Annotated in this window: 13 protein-coding genes; 4 read left to right on the top strand and 9 right to left on the bottom strand. The window is 66.2% G+C overall.

Going from position 1 to position 17,836, the window contains the following annotated elements; genetic code table 11:
• The first annotated feature begins 220 nt into the window (after window positions 1–220).
• On the top strand, window positions 221–643 hold the full coding sequence (locus C7C57_RS07415) for a RidA family protein (RefSeq protein ID WP_187978150.1): 423 nt from the start codon (window positions 221–223) through the stop codon (window positions 641–643).
• On the opposite strand, the gene C7C57_RS07410 is transcribed toward C7C57_RS07415, so the two are convergent.
• Window positions 644–2,836, bottom strand: coding sequence for a ComEC/Rec2 family competence protein (locus C7C57_RS07410; protein WP_187978149.1), 2,193 nt, complete (start codon window positions 2,834–2,836; stop codon window positions 644–646).
• Window positions 2,837–3,183: 347 nt separating this feature from the next.
• Window positions 3,184–3,999, bottom strand: a complete 816-nt coding sequence (locus C7C57_RS07405) for a ComEA family DNA-binding protein (protein WP_187978148.1) — start codon at window positions 3,997–3,999, stop codon at window positions 3,184–3,186.
• Window positions 4,000–4,401: 402 nt separating this feature from the next.
• Here C7C57_RS07405 and C7C57_RS07400 point away from each other — a divergent pair, with 402 nt between their 5' ends.
• Window positions 4,402–4,971: a histidine phosphatase family protein gene (locus tag C7C57_RS07400; RefSeq protein ID WP_187978147.1), complete on the top strand. Its 570-nt coding sequence runs from the start codon at window positions 4,402–4,404 to the stop codon at window positions 4,969–4,971.
• A 6-nt stretch (window positions 4,972–4,977) separates the two neighbouring features.
• On the opposite strand, the gene C7C57_RS07395 is transcribed toward C7C57_RS07400, so the two are convergent.
• The gene (locus tag C7C57_RS07395; RefSeq protein WP_187978146.1) at window positions 4,978–5,826 is read right to left on the bottom strand and encodes a helix-turn-helix transcriptional regulator; all 849 of its coding nucleotides are present in this window, start codon (window positions 5,824–5,826) and stop codon (window positions 4,978–4,980) included.
• 100 nt (window positions 5,827–5,926) lie between these two features.
• On the opposite strand from C7C57_RS07395, the gene C7C57_RS07390 reads away from it, so the two are divergent.
• Window positions 5,927–6,691: an SDR family oxidoreductase gene (locus tag C7C57_RS07390; protein WP_187978145.1), complete on the top strand. Its 765-nt coding sequence runs from the start codon at window positions 5,927–5,929 to the stop codon at window positions 6,689–6,691.
• 69 nt (window positions 6,692–6,760) lie between these two features.
• Here the strand turns inward: C7C57_RS07390 and leuS are convergent, their stop codons facing one another.
• The 6 genes from leuS to C7C57_RS07360 form a co-directional block, all read right to left on the bottom strand.
• Window positions 6,761–9,271 (bottom strand): leucine--tRNA ligase, encoded by a 2,511-nt coding sequence (gene leuS, locus C7C57_RS07385; RefSeq protein ID WP_255505806.1) that lies wholly within the window; start codon window positions 9,269–9,271, stop codon window positions 6,761–6,763.
• A gap of 182 nt (window positions 9,272–9,453) precedes the next feature.
• Window positions 9,454–11,010 carry an anthranilate synthase component I family protein gene (locus C7C57_RS07380; RefSeq protein ID WP_187978144.1) on the bottom strand — a complete coding sequence of 519 codons (1,557 nt, stop codon included), beginning with the start codon at window positions 11,008–11,010 and terminating at the stop codon, window positions 9,454–9,456.
• 43 nt (window positions 11,011–11,053) lie between these two features.
• Window positions 11,054–12,757, bottom strand: coding sequence for a thiol reductant ABC exporter subunit CydC (cydC, locus tag C7C57_RS07375; RefSeq protein WP_187978143.1), 1,704 nt, complete (start codon window positions 12,755–12,757; stop codon window positions 11,054–11,056).
• Window positions 12,754–14,439, bottom strand: coding sequence for a thiol reductant ABC exporter subunit CydD (gene cydD, locus C7C57_RS07370; RefSeq protein ID WP_187978142.1), 1,686 nt, complete (start codon window positions 14,437–14,439; stop codon window positions 12,754–12,756). Before cydD ends, cydC begins: the two co-directional genes overlap by 4 nt.
• Window positions 14,440–14,451: 12 nt before the next feature.
• On the bottom strand, window positions 14,452–15,462 hold the full coding sequence (gene cydB / locus C7C57_RS07365) for a cytochrome d ubiquinol oxidase subunit II (RefSeq protein WP_187978141.1): 1,011 nt from the start codon (window positions 15,460–15,462) through the stop codon (window positions 14,452–14,454).
• Window positions 15,463–15,478: 16 nt separating this feature from the next.
• Entirely contained in the window at window positions 15,479–16,888 is a 1,410-nt protein-coding gene (locus tag C7C57_RS07360; protein WP_030143708.1) for a cytochrome ubiquinol oxidase subunit I, read from the bottom strand.
• 252 nt (window positions 16,889–17,140) lie between these two features.
• Between C7C57_RS07360 and C7C57_RS07355 the strand changes: the two genes are divergently transcribed.
• Window positions 17,141–17,806, top strand: coding sequence for a DedA family protein (locus C7C57_RS07355; protein ID WP_187978140.1), 666 nt, complete (start codon window positions 17,141–17,143; stop codon window positions 17,804–17,806).
• Window positions 17,807–17,836 lie beyond the last annotated feature (30 nt).

Genomic DNA, 17,836 nt, shown 5'->3' with positions numbered 1-17,836 from the left:
TCCGCCGCACGGGCTTTGGATGATCCCAGTAACTCACGGTGTCCACTATAGATCAGCACAGAGACTAAGCGAACACTGTATGCTTAATTCGTTTGTGAGCTTCGGGACGACCGCAGCACACTCGCCGCGGGCGCGGGGCCTGGCCTTAGCACTGGCTCTGGCTCTGGCACTGGCCCGCGGCTACGCCGGCTGCCCCTCCCCACGCACTTCGAAGGAAAATATGACCTCCGCCGTTACCCTGATCCGTTCCTCCGCCCTGTCCGACGCGGCCCAGTATGCCTATGCAGCGACCGCACCTGCGGGTGCGCGCCTGATCTTCCTTGCCGGTTCCTGCCCGCTCAACGCCGATGGTTCAACCGCCGGCATCGGGGACTTCGCCGCCCAGGCGGCGTCCTGTATCGACAACATGAAGACGGCACTGAACGCGGCCGGGGCACGGATCACTGATGTCATCAGCACCCGGGTCCTGGTGGCATCGAGCGACCAGGCGGACCTGGTTTGCGCCTGGAACGTGGTTCGCGACGCGTTTGGCGACCACGACGTCCCCAGCACCCTGCTGGGTGTCACGGTCCTGGGGTATGACCACCAGCTGGTCGAGATCGAGGCCGTCGCCGCAGTCCTGGATACGGAAGAGATCCACTAGCTATTTCTCGGTGCGCACCTCCAGGCCGCGCCCTGTTCGCACCACGAAGATCGTGCCGCCGAGATCGGTTCGCGCAACCCGGACGCCCAGGCCGCTCAGAAAACCGAGCGTCCGGGCACGCGGATGCCCGTAACCGTTGCGTGCGCCCACCGAGATCACCCCGATCCGCGGACGGAGAAGACGATAAAGCGCGGGATCCTGATCGGCGCTGCCATGATGGGCCACCTTCACGATGTCGGTGGAGCGCTCGTAGCCGGTGCCCGAAAGTTCGGGAATCAACCGTGCCTGCGTATCGGCACCGAGATCGGCGAGGAACAGCGCCCGGGTTCCCTCCCCATCAAACCCCCACACAACCGCCGCATCATTGGCGCTCTGGCTCCCATCGGCCGAGGGGGGCCAGAAAACTTGCCAATCCAACGCGCCGAGTCTTCCCCGTTGCCCCGCCTGCGCCGCCCTGGTGGCGGAGGGTAGCCGGGCAAACACGCGTTTGTCCTGCGCCGAGCGCGGCGTCGCCACCAGGGACTCATCGATGCGTTCACCCAGCTCGGTGGTGATGCCGCCGCTGTGATCCGCGTCATAGTGCGTGAGCACAAACAGGTTGATGCGATCGATGCCGAGGCGGTCCAGACAGCCGGTGAGCACGACCGGATCACGTCCCGAGTCGATGAGGGCTACCCGACCCTGGGACCGCACCAGAATCGCATCGCCCTGACCGACATCACTCGCGGCGATGATCCAGTCTTTCGGCACGGAGACCCGCGATAACACCGCGGGAACCACCGCCGACCCGGTCACCAACGAACCGGTGATCAGGAGGGCAATCGCCCATCGCATTCGTCGCGCACGGTGCAGAATCCATCCCAGCAGCACCACCGTGAGCGCGAGCAGACTCAGCGCCCCCATCGGCCCCGACTGCCAGGGCAGCAGAGCTCCGGGGACCGCGGCGAAAACCCGCGCAACCGCAATGATCCAGGCGGTGGGGAGCCAGGCGATCCACACGGCAACAAACCCCAGCGGAGGCCACACGGCCTGGGCGACACAGGCGACGACACCCATCAGCGTGGCAAGGGGTGCGGCCGGCTCGGCAAGCAGGTTAGCGGGTATGGCAGTCATCGAAATCTCCGGTCGAAGCAGAATGAGGATCGGGCCACAAGCAATCTGTGCGGCAAGCGGAATCGCCAGGGCGTGGGAAAGCCACACGGGCAGCCACCGTTTCAACACGGCGGCCAGGGGCCCGCTGAGCAGCAGAAGACCCGTGGTGGCGGCCACCGACAGGATGAACCCAAAATCGCGAGCCAGCCCGGGATCGAGCAGGAGCAGCACGATCACCGCGATGTTGACAAGCGGCAGCCCGGATCCCGGACGTCCACGCAGCAGAAAGAGCAGCGCCACCGTGGCCATGACGGCCGCGCGCAGCACACTGGGATCCGGCCCGACCAACAGCACAAACCCGCCCAGCCCACCCGCCGCGACCACAATGCGCAGCCGGCGACCGGCCCCCAGGAGCGCCGCAATCCCGCCGCAGACGGCAATCACCACCGCACAGTTGGCTCCCGAAACCGCCACCAGGTGCGTCAGACCCGTGTCTCGCATGGCCTGATCGAGCTCGGCGGGCAACGCCCGGGTTTCACCAATCGCCAATCCGGGAAGCAACGTGCCCGCGCTCCCGGGCAGGACCGATGCCGCCTGAACCAGCCCCGCGCGCAGACTCTCGATGCCACGCTGAATCGTCTGGGTGGGGCCCACGGGCCCGACCACATCCGCTTTACGCAGCGCCCGCACCGAAACCCAGGCAACCTCCTCCGCGCCGACCGCGCTGGCGCGCACACCGCCGTCCACCTCGAAGGTGTCGCCGATCACAACATCGCTCAGCTGCTGTCCCACCAGAAGCACGGGAACGTCGCTGGGTTGGCCACGCACACTCAGCGTTCGAGCCTCGACGAGTACTCGATCGCGCCCGTCCGCGGTCGGCGTCATCGGACGCGGACGAGCGGTTGCGCGCACGCGCATTGCGATGGTCGGAGTCCGCGCCGGGGCCGCTCGATACCCCATCGGCGGCGGCGATTGCCCCTCGGAGGATGGCGCGAGCTCGGCGACCCTACTCAGCGGATCCATCTCGACCCGAGTGCGGGTGGCCGCGATGTTCATCGTGGCCACCGTGGCCACGATGGTAAGAGCGAGTACAACGCTCACCCGAATGATCGCGCGCACCTCGGACGAAACCCTCGGATCGGACGCCCCCGTGCCTGCTCCCGACCCCTCCACGTTCGGCGGCCGACGTTGATACTCGAGGACTGACGCCACGCCCAGCGGGATTCCGATCGCAGGGATGATCGCGGCCAGGCACCACAGAAAACCCGAATCCAGAATCGGCAGCCCCAGACTCAGCCCCCAGACCACGAGCGCAACCGGAACGAGACGGTAGGGACCAGGTAACCTTCCCGGATCGAGCAGTAGCCGCCACCGCCTTTCGCCCGGTGGTCTCGGGTGATGCTGCGTCACGGGGTCACCCTCCCCCATCGGTCTCGGGTGGTGCGCCGTCACGGCGTCACCTTCCCCCGGAGCGACGCAATCATCTTGGGACCGATACCCGAGACACGAGTGAGGTCCTCGACACTTCGGAACGGACCATTAGACTCACGCCACTCGACGATACGGGCAGCCAGGGCCGGGCCGATCCGCGGAAGGGCATCGAGCTGCTCCGCGGTTGCCCGGCTCAGTGAGATCGGCCCCTGTCCCGAGGCAGAACCGCCGCCCCCGGCGGTACCACCCGCGCCCTCCCCCGCGATCGGCGTCGCAATTTCGCCCTGCGCGGGCACACGAATCTGTTCCCCGTCAACGAGCCTGCGAGCCAGATTGATCTGCGAAATATCAGCGTTTGGTGTTGCTCCCCCGGCCGAGCTAATCGCGGCGTCCACCCGGGCGGCGCCATTGAGCGTGTAGAGGCCCGGGGTGCCCACGGCCCCCACAACGTGCACCGTAACCGACGCAGAGTCGCCGCCCACCGAGCCACCAGTGGTCTGCGCGCCGGTGCCGTCCCGTGATTGCGTAGCGGCAGCATTGCCTGCCTGGTTAGTGGCATCTCCGGATTCTGGGCTTGCGGAGTCTACGCCCTCGGAGGCCGACCCTGCGAGGCCCGGCCCCGGAGAATCGGACGATGAGCTCACCGCCGACGAGGATGACGATGGCGACGCCGTGGTCGATACCGCCGAATCGGGATCGAGCAGCCGAATCAGGACGATCCCCAGCACCAGCACCGCGATCACCCCGGCAACAAGGAGGCCACGTCCACGAACGCTCAGAGTTGCCCATCGCCGCGCGAGTCTGTGCGCCCGACCGAGCTCCGGTTTGGGCACGCGACCGTGTGTCTCACCTGCTGAAAGCGAGGTTTCGGACGGGTCCGGCGGGCGGGCGTGACGTGGGGTATGTGGATGCCCGGGAGGCGGGCCGAGTACGGTGTGAGTGGTCATGTCCCGAGGCTAGGCCGGGGGTGCTCCCGCGGGGAATCACGGCGCCGATGATGGGGATAACCGGGGACCGGGGCCGCGTTGTGGAGGAAAGCCCAAACCGGTCGGGCACCAGCAGGTTGGGCACCAAGGGCACCAAAGGCACCGCCGGGACGGGCACAAACAGGTCCTGCACCGACGAGCAAACCAACGATTCAGCCGGATGCGTTACCGTGAATATGACACCCCTTGCCGCCGAGGGAGGCCCGGCCCCCTCAGCGACCCCACGCAAGCGCAAGAAAGAGAATGTTCATGACGCCATCGGGATCCCCTGCCCGTATCGCCCTTGTCCGCCACGGTGAAACCGAGTGGAACGCCGCCCATAAATATCAGGGGCAGGTGGATATTCCCCTCAACGCCGCGGGCAAGGACCAGGCGGCTGCCGCCGCGGATGCGCTCAGGACGGGCGAGCATTCCTGGGATATCTCGCTGGTTTCTCCGCTCTCTCGCGCACGCGACACCGCCGCCGCGATCACCACAGCGCTGGCTCTGCCACCTGCAGTGGTCACCCCGCTCCTCATCGAACGTAGTTTTGGCGTCGCCGAGGGGATGCCCCGCGACGAAGCCCACGAGCGCTGGCCCGAGGGCGACATTCCCGAGGCCGAGACCCTCACGGAGGTGGATCTGCGCGTGCGAGACTTTCTCACTCAGGTTGCCGAGCAGTACGCCGGACAGTCGGTCATCGTGGTGTGCCATGTGGTGATCATCCGCTCGATTGTGCGCGCACTCACCGGCGAAGACCCGGGATTTGTTGGCAATGGATCGGTCACCCAGCTGGTGCCGGATTCGGCACCAGCGGGCATGCGCATCATCCCCGAATAGTTGACGTTATGAACCAGAAGCGAAGCGCTCGATACCCACCACACTGAGCATCTGGAGCTTGCTCTCGGCCTCGCTTCGCGGCGCGGCCGAGAGCACCAGCAGGGCCTGGGTTTGATCTTCGGTGAAGAGCGTCTGACAGTCCACTTCGATCTCACCTAGCTCCGGATGGATCAGCGTTTTATGGTCGGCGAATCGCCGCTGGACGCGCTGTTCTGCCCACAGCCTGACAAGCTCCGGGCTCACGCGCTCGAGCTCTCGCACCAGTTCGGCGGCTCGGGAATGCGGACCCATCAGACCCAGCGCGGCCCGAAGCGACGCCACCTGGGCGCGCCCCTGGCGGTCCCGATCCGACTCGGGGTAGAGCGTGCGTGCGGTCTCGGGATGGGCAAACCAACGATAGACCTCGCTGCGTTCCCACCCGATGAGATGGCTGGTCTCGCCGTACAGCGCGGCCGCGGGCGCATTCTGAACCAGGATTTCCCCAAGTAGGGAGACAATCAGCGCGGGTGTGTCCGAAAGCCGGTCCAGGACCCGCAGCAGCGCGGGCGCCACATACTCACCCGTGGCCGAGCGGTCGGGAGCGGCCAAACCCGCTATCCGGTACAGATAGTCACGCTCGTCCGGGGAGAGCCTGAGTGCTCGCGCCAGCGCAGACAGGATCTGCGCACTCGGCTGCGTGCTGCGCCCCTGCTCCAACCGCGTGTAATAGTCGGTGGACATCTGGGCGAGCTGCGCGACCTCCTCGCGACGTAATCCCGGGGCGCGCCGCCTCGGGCCCGCGTGCAAACCGACATCAGCGGGTTTGAGATCGCCGCGGTGGCGAGAGAGAAACAGGCTGAGAGCATCGCGATCCATGTGACCAGTATCCTCCGTTCCCACCGGGCAAACCAGGGACTCTCCCTCCCCCGATAACCGCTCTCTGGTACCCGGCGATGTACGGATCAATACTCGAGACATGAACATTTCAGGAAACACAATCTTCGTTCCCGGCGCGACCAGCGGCATCGGTCTGGCGCTGGCTCTCGCACTGCAGAACGCCGGAAACACGGTCATCATCGGTGGACGACGCACCGAGCTGCTCAACCAAATCGCCGCCACTCACCCGGGCATTCACACGGTGCACATCGACACCACAAGCGTGGCCAGCATCCAGCAGGCCGCCACCGCCGTGATCGACGCCCACCCCAATCTCAACGTCCTGATCGCGATGGCCGGAATCATGCGTGTCGAAGACTGGACCCGTCCGAGCGGATTCCTCGACTCCGCCGAGGAGATCGTCACCACCAACCTGCTCGGGCCCATCCGCCTGATCGGCGCGTTTGTGGAACACCTGCAGGGTCGACCGGATGCCACCATCATGACGGTGAGTTCGGGCCTCGCATTCACCCCGCTCATGGCGACGCCGACCTATAACGCGACCAAGGCGGCAATCCATATGCTGACCGAGTCGCTGCGCCTACAGTTCGCCGAAACCTCGGTACGCATGCTGGAGCTGGTGCCGCCGTCGGTGGCCACCGATCTCCTGCCCGGCCAGCGCGAGAGCGCGTTCGCGATGCCGTTGGATGAGTTCATTGCCGAGACGGTGGCGCTGATCCACGACAACCCGGATGCCGAGGAAATCCTGGTGGAACGGGTGAAATTCCTCCGATTTGGCGAGGCACGCGGGGACTATAAGCAGACGGTCGCCGCGGTGAACAGCCTGGATCCGCACGGCAAGTAGCGCCGCACACAGATACGGACACGAAACGGGGCGGTTTCCCTTCGGAAACCGCCCCGTTCTGTGTGTGTACTACGCCTTGATCGCGATGTTGACGAGTTTGGGCTCGCGCACGATGACCTTGACGATCTGACCCTCACCGATCGCGCGCTGCACGCCCTCGGAGGCCAGGGCGATGGCCTCGAGGTCGGCGGCGGAGATGTCGGGGGCCACGTCCACGCGGTCGCGCACCTTGCCGTTGACCTGGAAGACCGCGGTCACCGAGTCGGCCACCAGCAGGCTCGGGTCGGCATCCTTCCAGCGCACCAGCGCAACCGGGGCGGGGAAGCCCAGGTTGGCCCACATGTCCTCGGCCGCAAACGGCGCGAAGATGTTCAGCGCGGTGGCCAGAACCTCGGCGGCCTCGCGGACGGCGGGGTCGCCGGCGCCGGGGCCCGAGTCGATCGCGCGACGGGTCACGTTGGTGAGCTCCATCAGGCGGGCGACCACCACGTTGAACTTATACGACTCGATCAGCGCGGGGGCATCGGCCAGGAAACGGTGGGTTTCGCGGCGCAGGGCGCGGTCACCGTCGTCGGCAATGCTGCCGGACGGGGTGGTCACATCCTTCGAGATCCGCCAGGCGCGGGCGAGGAACTTGGCGGCACCGGCCGGGGACACATCCGCCCAGTCGATATCGTCCTCGGGCGGGCTGGCAAAGGCCATGGTCACGCGCAGGGCGTCGGCACCGTAGGCATCCAGCTCGCCGGCGAACTCCACCAGGTTGCCCTTGGACTTGCTCATCTTGGAGCCGTCCATCAGCACCATGCCCTGGTTCAGCAGCGCGGTGAAGGGCTCCACGAAGTCGACGTAGCCGAGGTCGTGCAGCACCTTGGTGATGAAGCGCGCGTACAGCAGGTGCAGGATCGCGTGCTCGACGCCACCCACGTAGTGGTCGACCGGTGCCCATTTCTTCGCCTCGTTGACGTCGAAGGCCACCTCGTCCGAGTTGGCGGAGAGGAAGCGCAGGAAGTACCAGGACGAGTCCACGAACGTGTCCATGGTGTCCGAGTCGCGCTTGGCAGGCTTGCCACAGGTCGGGCAGGGCACGTTCACCCAGTCTTCTGCGGCACCCAGCGGGCTGGCACCCTTGGCCTGCAGATCCAGGCCCGCGCTCTCGGGCAGACGCACCGGCAGCTCGGAGGAGGGAACTGGAACCTCGCCACAGTCACCACAGTGGATGATCGGGATCGGGGTACCCCAGTAGCGCTGACGCGAGATCAGCCAGTCGCGCAGACGGTAGTTCTTGGATGCGTGACCGAGGCCACGCTCCTCCAGGTCGGCGATGATCGCGGGGATCGACTCGGCCTTGGTCAGGCCGTCGAACTTGCCCGAGTTGATCATCTTGCCGGCGCCGGGCAGCGCGATGCCGCTCTCGGCCGGGTCGACCACGGCGTCCGCGCCATCAACCGGCTCGGTCTCCACCACGATGCGCACGGGCAGGTCGAAGGCCTTGGCGAAGTCCAGGTCACGCTGGTCGTGCGCGGGCACGGCCATGATCGCGCCGTGGCCGTAGTCGGCCAGCACGTAGTCGGAGATCCAGATCGGCAGCTTCTCGCCGTTGACCGGGTTGATCGCAAAGCGGCCGGAGAACAGACCGGTCTTCTCGCGGTCGGTGGCCTGACGCTCGATGTCGTTGGCCTTCTTGACCTCTTCCAGGTAGTCCTGGAACTTCATCCGGGTCTCGGCATCGGCCTCGGCCACCAGCTCGGCGGCCAGGTCGGCATCCGCCGCGACCACCATGAAGGTGGCACCAAACAGGGTGTCCGGGCGGGTGGTGTAGACGGTGATCGGCTCGGCGCGGCCCTCGATCTCGAAGGTCACATCGGCACCGTTGGAACGGCCGACCCAGTTGCGCTGCATGCTCAGCACCTTGGACTGCCAGCCCTCCTCCAGGAGGCTCAGGTCATCCACCAGGCGGTCCGCATAGTCGGTGATCTTGAAGTACCACTGGTTCAGCTTCTTCTTGGTGACCAGTGCGCCACAGCGCTCACAGCGGCCGTCGACCACCTGCTCGTTGGCGAGCACGGTCTGGTCGTTGGGGCACCAGTTAACCGGGCTGTCCTTGCGGTAGGCCAGGCCCTTGTTGAACATCTCCAGGAACAGCCACTGGTTCCAGCGGTAGTACTCGGGGTCGCTGGTGTGGATCTCGCGGCTCCAGTCGAAGGAGGTCGCGTAGCGGCGGAAGGAGGTCTTCTGCTGCTCGATGTTCTGGTAGGTCCACTCGCGCGGGTCGATGCCACGCTTGATGGCCGCGTTTTCCGCGGGCAGACCGAAGGAGTCCCACCCGATCGGGTGCAGCACCGAGAAACCCTGTCCGCGCCAGTAGCGCGCGAGCACGTCGCCCAGCGCGAAGGCTTCGGCGTGACCCATGTGCAGGTCTCCGGAGGGGTACGGGAACATGTCCAGCACGTACTTGCGCGGTGCATCATCGGGTACATCGGCCGTATTGAACGGCGCAAGCTTGTCCCAGATCCCCAGCCAGCGGTCCTGGATGGCGGAGAAGTCGTACTTCTCTTCGATGTTGGGCTCGTTGGTGCTCACAAAACTCTCATTCTCAAGCGAAATCGGGCGGTCGCGGTGCGACGCTCGGTGGCCACTCACGGTGGAGGACAAACGGTTCTAGCAAAAGAACACGTATCCGTCTAGGTTACCGCGGATTGCGGGCTCCCGGGTGCCGAAGCGGGTGTCGATCCGGATGCCCACGGCGAACGGCAAGCTTCGGTTTATCGATCGGCCTCGGCCACGCCCAGCGCCGCCAGCAAAACGCGTGCCTTCAGCCGCGATTCGGCATACTCACGATCGGGATCCGACAGGATCGTAATTCCCCCACCGGCACCGATCCGCGCACACCCGGGTTCCACCAGGATGCTGCGGATGATCATCGAGAGTTCCAGGGATCCGCGCGCGTCCCGGTACCCGAAGGCCCCCGCATATGCCCCGCGCGGCCCGGCCTCCATTTCCGCCAGATGGGTCATCGCGCGGTGCTTCGGGGCACCCGTCATCGATCCCGCCGGGAACGTGGCGCGCAGCAGGTCTCCGACGTGTACGTCCCCGCGCATGGTCGCCTGCACCGTGGACACCAGCTGATGCACCTGCGAGTATGTCTCGACCACGTGCAGCTCCGAGACGGTGACCGAGCCGAGTTCGGCGATTCTTCCCAGATCGTTGCGCATCAGGTCCACGATCATCAGGTTTTCGGCGCGCTCCTTCTCATCCGCACGCACCTCGGCGGCCAGTTCGGCGTCTCGGATCGGATCCGGGTCGCGCCGCCGCGTGCCCTTGACCGGGCGGGTGGTGACCCCGCGTGCGGTGTCCACGGAGAGGAAGGTTTCGGGACTCGAGGAGACCAGCGCGGCGTCGCCAAACCGCAGGTATCCCCCGCGGTCGGTGGGGCTCAGCGTGCGTAGGTGCCGATAGAGCTCGAACGGATCGACGTTGCCCGGCACGGTGACCTCGTTGGTCAGACACAGCTGAAAGGCCTCGCCGGCGGCGATCAGCGTGCGGCAGCGCTCAACCAGCGCGCGGTACTCGGTTCCCGAGTGCCGCCAGGTCGGGTGGGGTGTCTCGGGGGCTGAGGCTGCGGGCGCTGTACCGGCGAGTACCGAGCCGGTGTCCGCGGGTGTGGAAACCAGGTGGGCGGGGTCGACAGCAGTCGGTCCGGCAGCGGCGGTGGCTGGGCCAGCAGTGGCGGTGGCTGGGCCAGCAGCGGCGGCGGTAGCAGCGGCAGCGGCAGCGGCAGCGGCAGCGGCAGCGGCAGCGGCAGCGGACGGATCCTCCCACCTCGGATCGGCCGGCAGATCCTCGCGCTGAATCAGCGTGATGCTGCGGGCGCCATGGTCGAAGGCGAGCATCCGGTTCACCAGCATCCAGCCGGCATCCGGGAGTGCCTCGGCCCGCGATGCGGCGGCGGGTGCGCCCACCAGGTCGGCACCGTACTCATAGCCGAGGAACCCGATCCATCCCCCGCCAAAGCCGGGCACATCCGCGGCGACCAGCGGGAATCCTTCCAGCACCGACTCCAGTACCGCATGCAGGTCCGGCAGTGCCGCCGACGGGGAATACACGCGGGGGTCCCGTCCGGCCTCACGCAGGCTCACGGTGCCGGAGATTCGATCGGCGGTGGCCACCGTGCTGGCGATTCCCAGATAGGAGGGTCCGGAATCCGCTCCGGCACCGGCATCCAGCCAGAAGCAGAGGTCGGCATCACCGATCAGGCCCGGGGCCACCGAGGCGGGATCGATCCACCCCGGCAGCACGCGGGCACTAAAACTCAGGTTCACCCTCAAAGCTTAGCGAGACGACGGCCCACCTACGGACCGCGCGCTAGCTCGCCGAGACCAGGGTTCCCGCCTCGATGCGCAGGTGACGGTCGAAGAGATCGCCGGCGACGTCGGCGTGGGAGATCAGGATGACGGTGCGGCCGTGGGCGCGGGCGACGCCCACCAGGTCGGCGATCAGGGCGGTCGCCAGGTCTCCCTCGACGCTCGCCGTGGGCTCGTCCAGGACAATCACCGGGAACTCGTGCAGCAGGGCCCGCGCCAGGGCCAGACGCTGAGCCTGGCCGCCGGATACCAGTGCACCCCGCTCACCCACGCGGGCGGACAGGCCGCCGCGCTCGCGCACCCAGTCGCCGAGGCCCACCTGGTCGAGGATCAGTTCCAGGTCCTCATCGGTCGCGGTTTCGTGGGCAAACAGCAGGTTCTGACGAATGTCCTCGTCAAAGAGGTATGGCACCTGCTCACACAGGCCGATTTCCGTACGCACGGTATCGGGATGCAGCGCGGAGAGCTCGGTGCCCTGCAACCGGATCGATCCGGTGTAGTCGATGAAGCGCACCAGAGCGTGGGCCAGGGTCGTCTTGCCGGCACCGCTCGGTCCCTCGATCAGCAGGCTCTCGCCCGCCACGATGTTCAGCGAGTCGATGCGCAGCGCGGGTTCGGGGGCACCGGGGTGACGGATCGCGACGTTGGAGAACGACAGCAGATCGGCACCGGCCACCGGCACCAGCTCGGTCGCACCCACCTCGGCGGGCACGTCGGCCGCACGCTCGGCGTCGGTGGCACCGGCGATCCGCTCGGCACTCGAGCGGACCTGACGCCAGGCACCGAGGGCCAGCGGCACGTTGGCTACAACCTCAAACACCGCGAGCGGCACCAGGGCCAGCACGGCCAGTCCGGGGCCCGACAGGCCGCCCTCGTGCAGCACCGGAATCGCGCTGATCATCGCGATCGCAATCGCCACGCCGGTGAATAGGGCCAGGGCCGCCGCGGCGATGCCGGTGCCGCTGGCACGCTTAACCAGCGAGGTCGTGAGGGCCTTGTCCGCCGCGTCCACCCGAGCACGGGCCGCGGGCTCGGCACCGTAGGCCACCAGCACGTCGAGCGCACCGAGGTAGTCCACCAGGGAATCCAGCAGGTTGGCCCGCTGCGGGGCGAGCGAGCGCTCGGCCCGGGCCGCGACCACCGAGATGGCCCAGGCGCTCAGCGCAAAGGTCAGGATCAGTGCAACCGCGAGTCCCAGGGCCGCGCCCGGAGAGAGCAGTGCCACGCCCACAACCGCGATGATCGACACGCCCAGCGCGGTCAGCAGCGGCTGGATCACGCGCAGTCCGAGGTTCTGCATCTCGTCCACGTCCGACACCAGCGTGGACAGCAGGCTACCGCGACGTGAGCGGGCAAGACCGGCCGGGGCGATCGGGAGCAGACGCTCCAGTAGCCCCACCCGGACGGTTTCCAGCTGACGGAAGGCCGCCTCGTGGCTGAACAGACGATCCAGGTAGCGGAAGAAGGCCCGGGCCAGCGCGAAGGCGCGCACCCCCACGATGGCCAGGTTGAGGTACATGATCGGCGGCATCTCGGCCGCGCGGGTGATCAGGTAGGCGCTACACGCCATCAGGGCCACGGTGGCCAGGGCCGATCCGATGGCCGACAAGAGTCCGCCGGTGGCGTACTTGCCGCGCGGTCGCGCGGCCTTCAGCACGTCCCGGGTGGTTACCACCGAGGGGGTCGGGGTCACTGTTGCGCTCATGCGTCCACCTCGATCGGCTCGGCTGCGGGTACGGGGATCGGAACCAGGTCAATCCGGGTGTCGACACCCTCGAGGAAGGCCCCGCGGTGGCTGAGCACCAGCACGGCGGTACCCTCCGCGGCCAGGGTGCGCAGGTTTGTTACCAGGCGCGCCTCGGTGGCGTGATCCAGGGCCGAACTCGGCTCATCCAGGATCAGCACCGCGCAGTCACGTCGACGCATCCGGTACAGCGCCCGGGCGATGCCCACGCGCTGCGCCTGCCCGCCGGAGAGACCGGCACCGGACACACCCAGGTCACGTGTCGCGTCCAGATCATTGGCAACCGCGGTCTCCAGCGCCCAGGCCAGGACGGCGGGGTCGGGATCCGGGTCGCCCAGGGTGACGTTCTCGGCAATGGTTCCGGCGGTCAGGCCGGGACGCTGCGGGGCCCAGGCGAGCCAGTCCCGCTCCCCCGCGGGCACCCCTCGCAGGGACACGCCGTCGCGGGTGATCTCACCGGTAAAGTCGGTGAAGCCCAGCAGCGCGCCGACCAGGCTTGACTTGCCCACGCCGCTCGGACCCGAGAGAACGGTGAGCTTCCCGGGTAGGACCTCGGCGCTGATCGGCTCATGCGACAGCGGCGCGCCGGCCTCGTGCTGGGCGCGCACGGCGGCGAACACCAGTCCGGTGCCCGCGGTCCCGCCGTGAGCAACCGAGGAGGCTGAGCCGATCGAGGTTTCGGGCAGCGTGGCCGCCTCATCGAGAATCGCGAACGCATCCTCGGCGGCGGTCACACCCTCGGCCGCCGCGTGGAAGTTGGTGCCCACGTTGCGCAGCGGGAGGAACACCTCGGGGGCCAGCAACAGCACAAACAGTCCCACCGAGAGCAGCATGCCGCCCTCAACCAGGCGCAGGCCGATGCCCACGGCGACGATCGCGACCGCGAGGCTCGAGGCCAGCTCCAGCACAAAGCCGGAGAGGAAGGTCACCCGCAGCACCTTCATTGTCGCCTGACGATACTCGGTGGTGATGGTGCGCATCCGGTCGGCCTGGCGGTGCTGGCGACCAAAAATCTTCAGGGTTGCGAGGCCGCCGAGCAGGTCGACGAAGCCGCGCGAGAGTTTACCCAGGGTGTCCCACTGGGTGCGCTGGATGGACTGGGTTGCCCATCCCACCAGCGCCATAAAAAACGGAATTAGCGGCAGGGTGACCACCACAACGATGCCCGACACCCAGTCCTGCCACCAGATCACCACCACGAGGATCGGGGTGACCAGGGCGGTCAGGATCAGCTGGGGCAGGTACTTGGCGAAGTAGTCATCCAGCGCATCCATACCGCGGCCCGAGAGGGTCGCGACCGAGATCGATCCGCGCCGGGCCAACCAGCTCGGACCGAGCTTTCGGGTGGCGTCGAGGATCTTGCCGCGCAGCTCGGCCTTGACCCGGCCGGCCGCGCGCATCGAGAGGGTTTCGCTCGCCCACACGGTGAGCGCGCGAACCGCGGCGACCCCCACCAGTGCGCCGAGCCACGGGCCCAGGATGGAGAGCGAGTCTCCATCCAGAGCCCCGGTCACGATCCGGGTGAGAACGGCGGCAAAGCCGATCACACACGCGGTGGTGACCAATCCAATCAGGGTCTGAGCCGCGAGGTAGACGCGGATTGAACGGGCATAGCGCAGCAGGCGGGGGTCAAGCGGACGCATCGTGAGTGGACCCTAGTGGGCCGCGGCCTCGATCGTCGCGTGGGTAATCCGCTTCCGGAAAACCCAGTAGGTCCAGCCCTGGTAGAGCAGGATCAGGGGCAGTGCGATCACGGCCACCCAGCTCATGAACTCCAGCGTGTAGTGCGAGGACGAGGCGTTCTCGATGGTCAGGCTGTTGGTCGCCGGATCGATCGTGGAGGGCATCACGTTCGGGAACAGGGTCACGAACAGGGTCAGCACGGCGGCGGCCACGGTCACCGCGACCGCGGCGAAGCTCAGTCCCTCCTTGCGGAGGTAGTTGAGCGCAACCGCACCGATCAGCGCGACGGCGGCAATCGCCGAGCAGATGATCGTGACGAGCTTGAACTCGGACATGATGATGGTCCAGACCAGGAAGCTGGCCGCAACCACGATGGTAATGATCCCCACCTTGACCGCGAGCTTCTGAGCCCGGGCGTGCAGGTCGCCGTCGGTCTTCAGCAGGATGAAGTACAGACCGCTGAGGAAGAACAGCAGCAGCGTGGTGACACCACCCAGCAGCGCATACGGGTTCAGCAGGTTCCAGAAGCCACCCACGTAGTCGAAGTGCTCGTTCAGCGGAACGCCGCGTACGACGTTGGCGAAGGCGACACCCCAGAGCAGTGCGGGGATGACCGACCCGATGAAGATCATCGTGTCGAAGGAGCGCTTCCAGCTCTCGTGCTTGCGCTGGTGGCGGTACTCGAAGGAGACACCGCGCAGAATCAGCGCAATCAGGATGAGGAACAGGGGCAGATAGAACCCGGCGAACAGGGTCGCGTACCACTCGGGGAACGCGGCGAACAGACACGCACCGGCCACGATGACCCAGGTCTCGTTGAGATCCCAGACCGGACCGATGGTGTTAATCAGGACGCGACGCTCGGAATCGTTTTTCCCGAGGAAGGGCAGCGAGATGCCCACACCGAAGTCGAAGCCGTCGAGGATGAAGTAGCCGATGAACAGGGCACCGACGATCCAGAACCAAAGCTGTGCAAGATCCATGATGGTTTCCCTTTACCTAGTAGACCGTCGCGGTGGGCACCGGAGTGTCCGAACCGTCGTCTGCGGTTTCCACCGGCGCGGGGCCGGCAATGGCTGCCTTACGGATCAGGCCGAACTCGACCACGGCGAGTGCACCGTAGACAATGGTAAATCCGATCAGGGAGAGGAGCACCTGGAACCCGGTGAGCTCGGGCGATACGGCGTCCTTGGTTTTCAGCAGGCCAAACACGATCCAGGGCTGTCGGCCCATCTCGGTGAAGACCCAACCCACGGACATGGCCAGCAGCGATGCCGGGAAGGACCAGATGGCCACGCGCCAGACCCAGCGCTTGGGGTTGCGTCCCTTGCGGGTCACAAACAGGCCCACGGCGGCGACGAGCATGTGGAACAGGCCCAGTCCGATCATCCAGCGGAACGCCCAGTAGGTGATCCAGATGGTCGGCGAGTAGGTGTCCGGACCGTACTGCTGCGAGTACTGAGCCTGCAGGTCGCGGATACCCTCAACGGTTCCATCGAAGGAGTGGGTGGAGAGCAGGGACAGCAGGTAGGGCACGCGGATCGAGAACAGCTCGTGCTGTCCGTCCGGGGTACCAAACGTGAAGATCGAGAAGGAGGCGTTTGCTCCCGTGGCGGTGTTGTACAGCGCCTCGGCGGCGGCCATCTTCATCGGCTGGGTCTGCACCATGGCCAGGGACAGCTGGTCACCAAAGAACATGGTGCCGGCACCGGCGATCAGCATCATCCACAGACCGAACTTCAGCGCCGGGCGCATGGTGTCCAGGTGCTGGTTACGCGACAGGTGGTAGGCGGCTACGGCGACGATCAGACCAGCACTCACCATGAAACACGCGGCGATGGTGTGCGGGAACGCGGCCAGGGCCACCTTATTGGTGAGCAGCTCGCCGATGCTGGTGAGCTCGGCCCGGCCCTTCTCGGCGTTCATCTGGTAGCCGACGGGGTTCTGCATGAACGCGTTGGCGGCGATGATGAAGTACGCGGACAGTGCGGTTGCGAAGGCCACACACCAGATCGAGGCGAGGTGGAGCTTGGGCGAGAGTTTATTCCAGCCGAAGATCCAGACACCGATGAAGGTGGCCTCAAAGAAGAAGGCGAGCAGACCCTCGAGGGCCAGCGGGGCGCCAAACACGTCGCCGACGAAGCGGGAGTAGTTGGACCAGTTCATCCCGAACTGGAATTCCTGCACGATACCGGTGACCACACCCATGGCGAAGTTGATCATGAAGATCTTGCCGAAGAACTGGGTGAGCTGCAGGTAGTGCACCTTACCGGTCCGCACCCATGCGGTCTGGAAGATCGCCACGGTGGTGGCCAACCCGATCGTCAAGGGGACAAACAGGAAGTGGTACACCGTGGTGAGACCGAACTGCCACCGGGACAGTATCAGCGGATCGAGTATTTCGTTCATGTCACAAACGCTCCTGGTTTACGCAAGACAACTACGTGGACTATGCGACCGTCAGCTCCGTGCAGGGAGGTAATTCCTGTGGTACGACCTGTCTTGTTGACCTCAGATTAGCATGATTTAGCCCTGTGGTCTGACCACACATTTCGCATACTCACCGACACGGTGTCGCAATCCCCGGAACGGGTGACGGAAGCTCCCCTAAACGGGGCACAGATGCGGCGGAAGAGGGTGCGGTTACCGTAGATTGGACGAGTGAACGATTTTCTCGGCGGCCTGCTCGACCTTGTCCAGAGCGTAGATCCGGTGCTGCGCACGCTGCTCGCCGGGATCGGCATGATGCTGGAGACCAGCGTCCTGGTCGGCCTGATCGTCCCCGGCGACACGATCGTGATCATCGCCTCGACCGCGGTGTCCAATCCGGTGGAGTTCATCGCGATGGTCCTGGCGATCATCGTCGGCGCGCTGCTGGGGGAATCGATTGGTTTCTGGTTGGGCCGCACCTTCGGTCCGGCTATCCGCCGCTCCTGGGTGGGGCGCAAGATCGGGGAAAAGAACTGGCAACGCGCCGAACTCTACCTCGATCGCCGCGGCGGTATCGCGGTGTTTCTCTCACGGTTTCTCCCGGTCCTTCACTCGCTCATCCCACTCACGGTGGGCATGAGTCGTATGACCTATCGTCGCTTCCTTGCCTGGACGATTCCCGCATGCGTGATCTGGGCGGGTGCCTACGTCGGCGTGGCCTCGGCCGCGGCCGGTGGGTACCGGCAGTTGGCCGATCGACTCCACGGTGCCGGTTACATTTTTGTGGGCGTCATCGCCGCGTTCCTGGTGGCGGTCTGGGGCATCAAAAAACTTATCGGACGCGGCGAGGCGAAGCATTTGGACCTCCCCGAGGACCCGACCGACCCCAAAGCATGACAGAATTGAACCGTGCCCACGCCTGACCAC

The sequence above is a fragment of the Mycetocola sp. JXN-3 genome (genome assembly GCF_014522285.1).
Classification (GTDB): Bacteria; Actinomycetota; Actinomycetes; order Actinomycetales; family Microbacteriaceae; genus Mycetocola; species Mycetocola saprophilus.
Note: the sequence above shows the minus strand (reverse complement) of the source record. Positions and strands in the feature narration are given on the sequence as shown.

What these genes read in the sequence shown, in the direction of transcription:
- C7C57_RS07415 (WP_187978150.1), top strand. Translation starts at nt 221, where the DNA reads ATGACCTCCGCCGTTACCCTGATCCGTTCCTCCGCCCTGTCCGACGCG.
- C7C57_RS07400 (WP_187978147.1), top strand. Translation starts at nt 4,402, where the DNA reads ATGACGCCATCGGGATCCCCTGCCCGTATCGCCCTTGTCCGCCACGGT.
- C7C57_RS07395 (WP_187978146.1), bottom strand. Translation starts at nt 5,826, where the DNA reads ATGGATCGCGATGCTCTCAGCCTGTTTCTCTCTCGCCACCGCGGCGAT.
- C7C57_RS07390 (WP_187978145.1), top strand. Translation starts at nt 5,927, where the DNA reads ATGAACATTTCAGGAAACACAATCTTCGTTCCCGGCGCGACCAGCGGC.
- cydC (WP_187978143.1), bottom strand. Translation starts at nt 12,757, where the DNA reads ATGAGCGCAACAGTGACCCCGACCCCCTCGGTGGTAACCACCCGGGAC.
- cydD (WP_187978142.1), bottom strand. Translation starts at nt 14,439, where the DNA reads ATGCGTCCGCTTGACCCCCGCCTGCTGCGCTATGCCCGTTCAATCCGC.
- cydB (WP_187978141.1), bottom strand. Translation starts at nt 15,462, where the DNA reads ATGGATCTTGCACAGCTTTGGTTCTGGATCGTCGGTGCCCTGTTCATC.
- C7C57_RS07360 (WP_030143708.1), bottom strand. Translation starts at nt 16,888, where the DNA reads ATGAACGAAATACTCGATCCGCTGATACTGTCCCGGTGGCAGTTCGGT.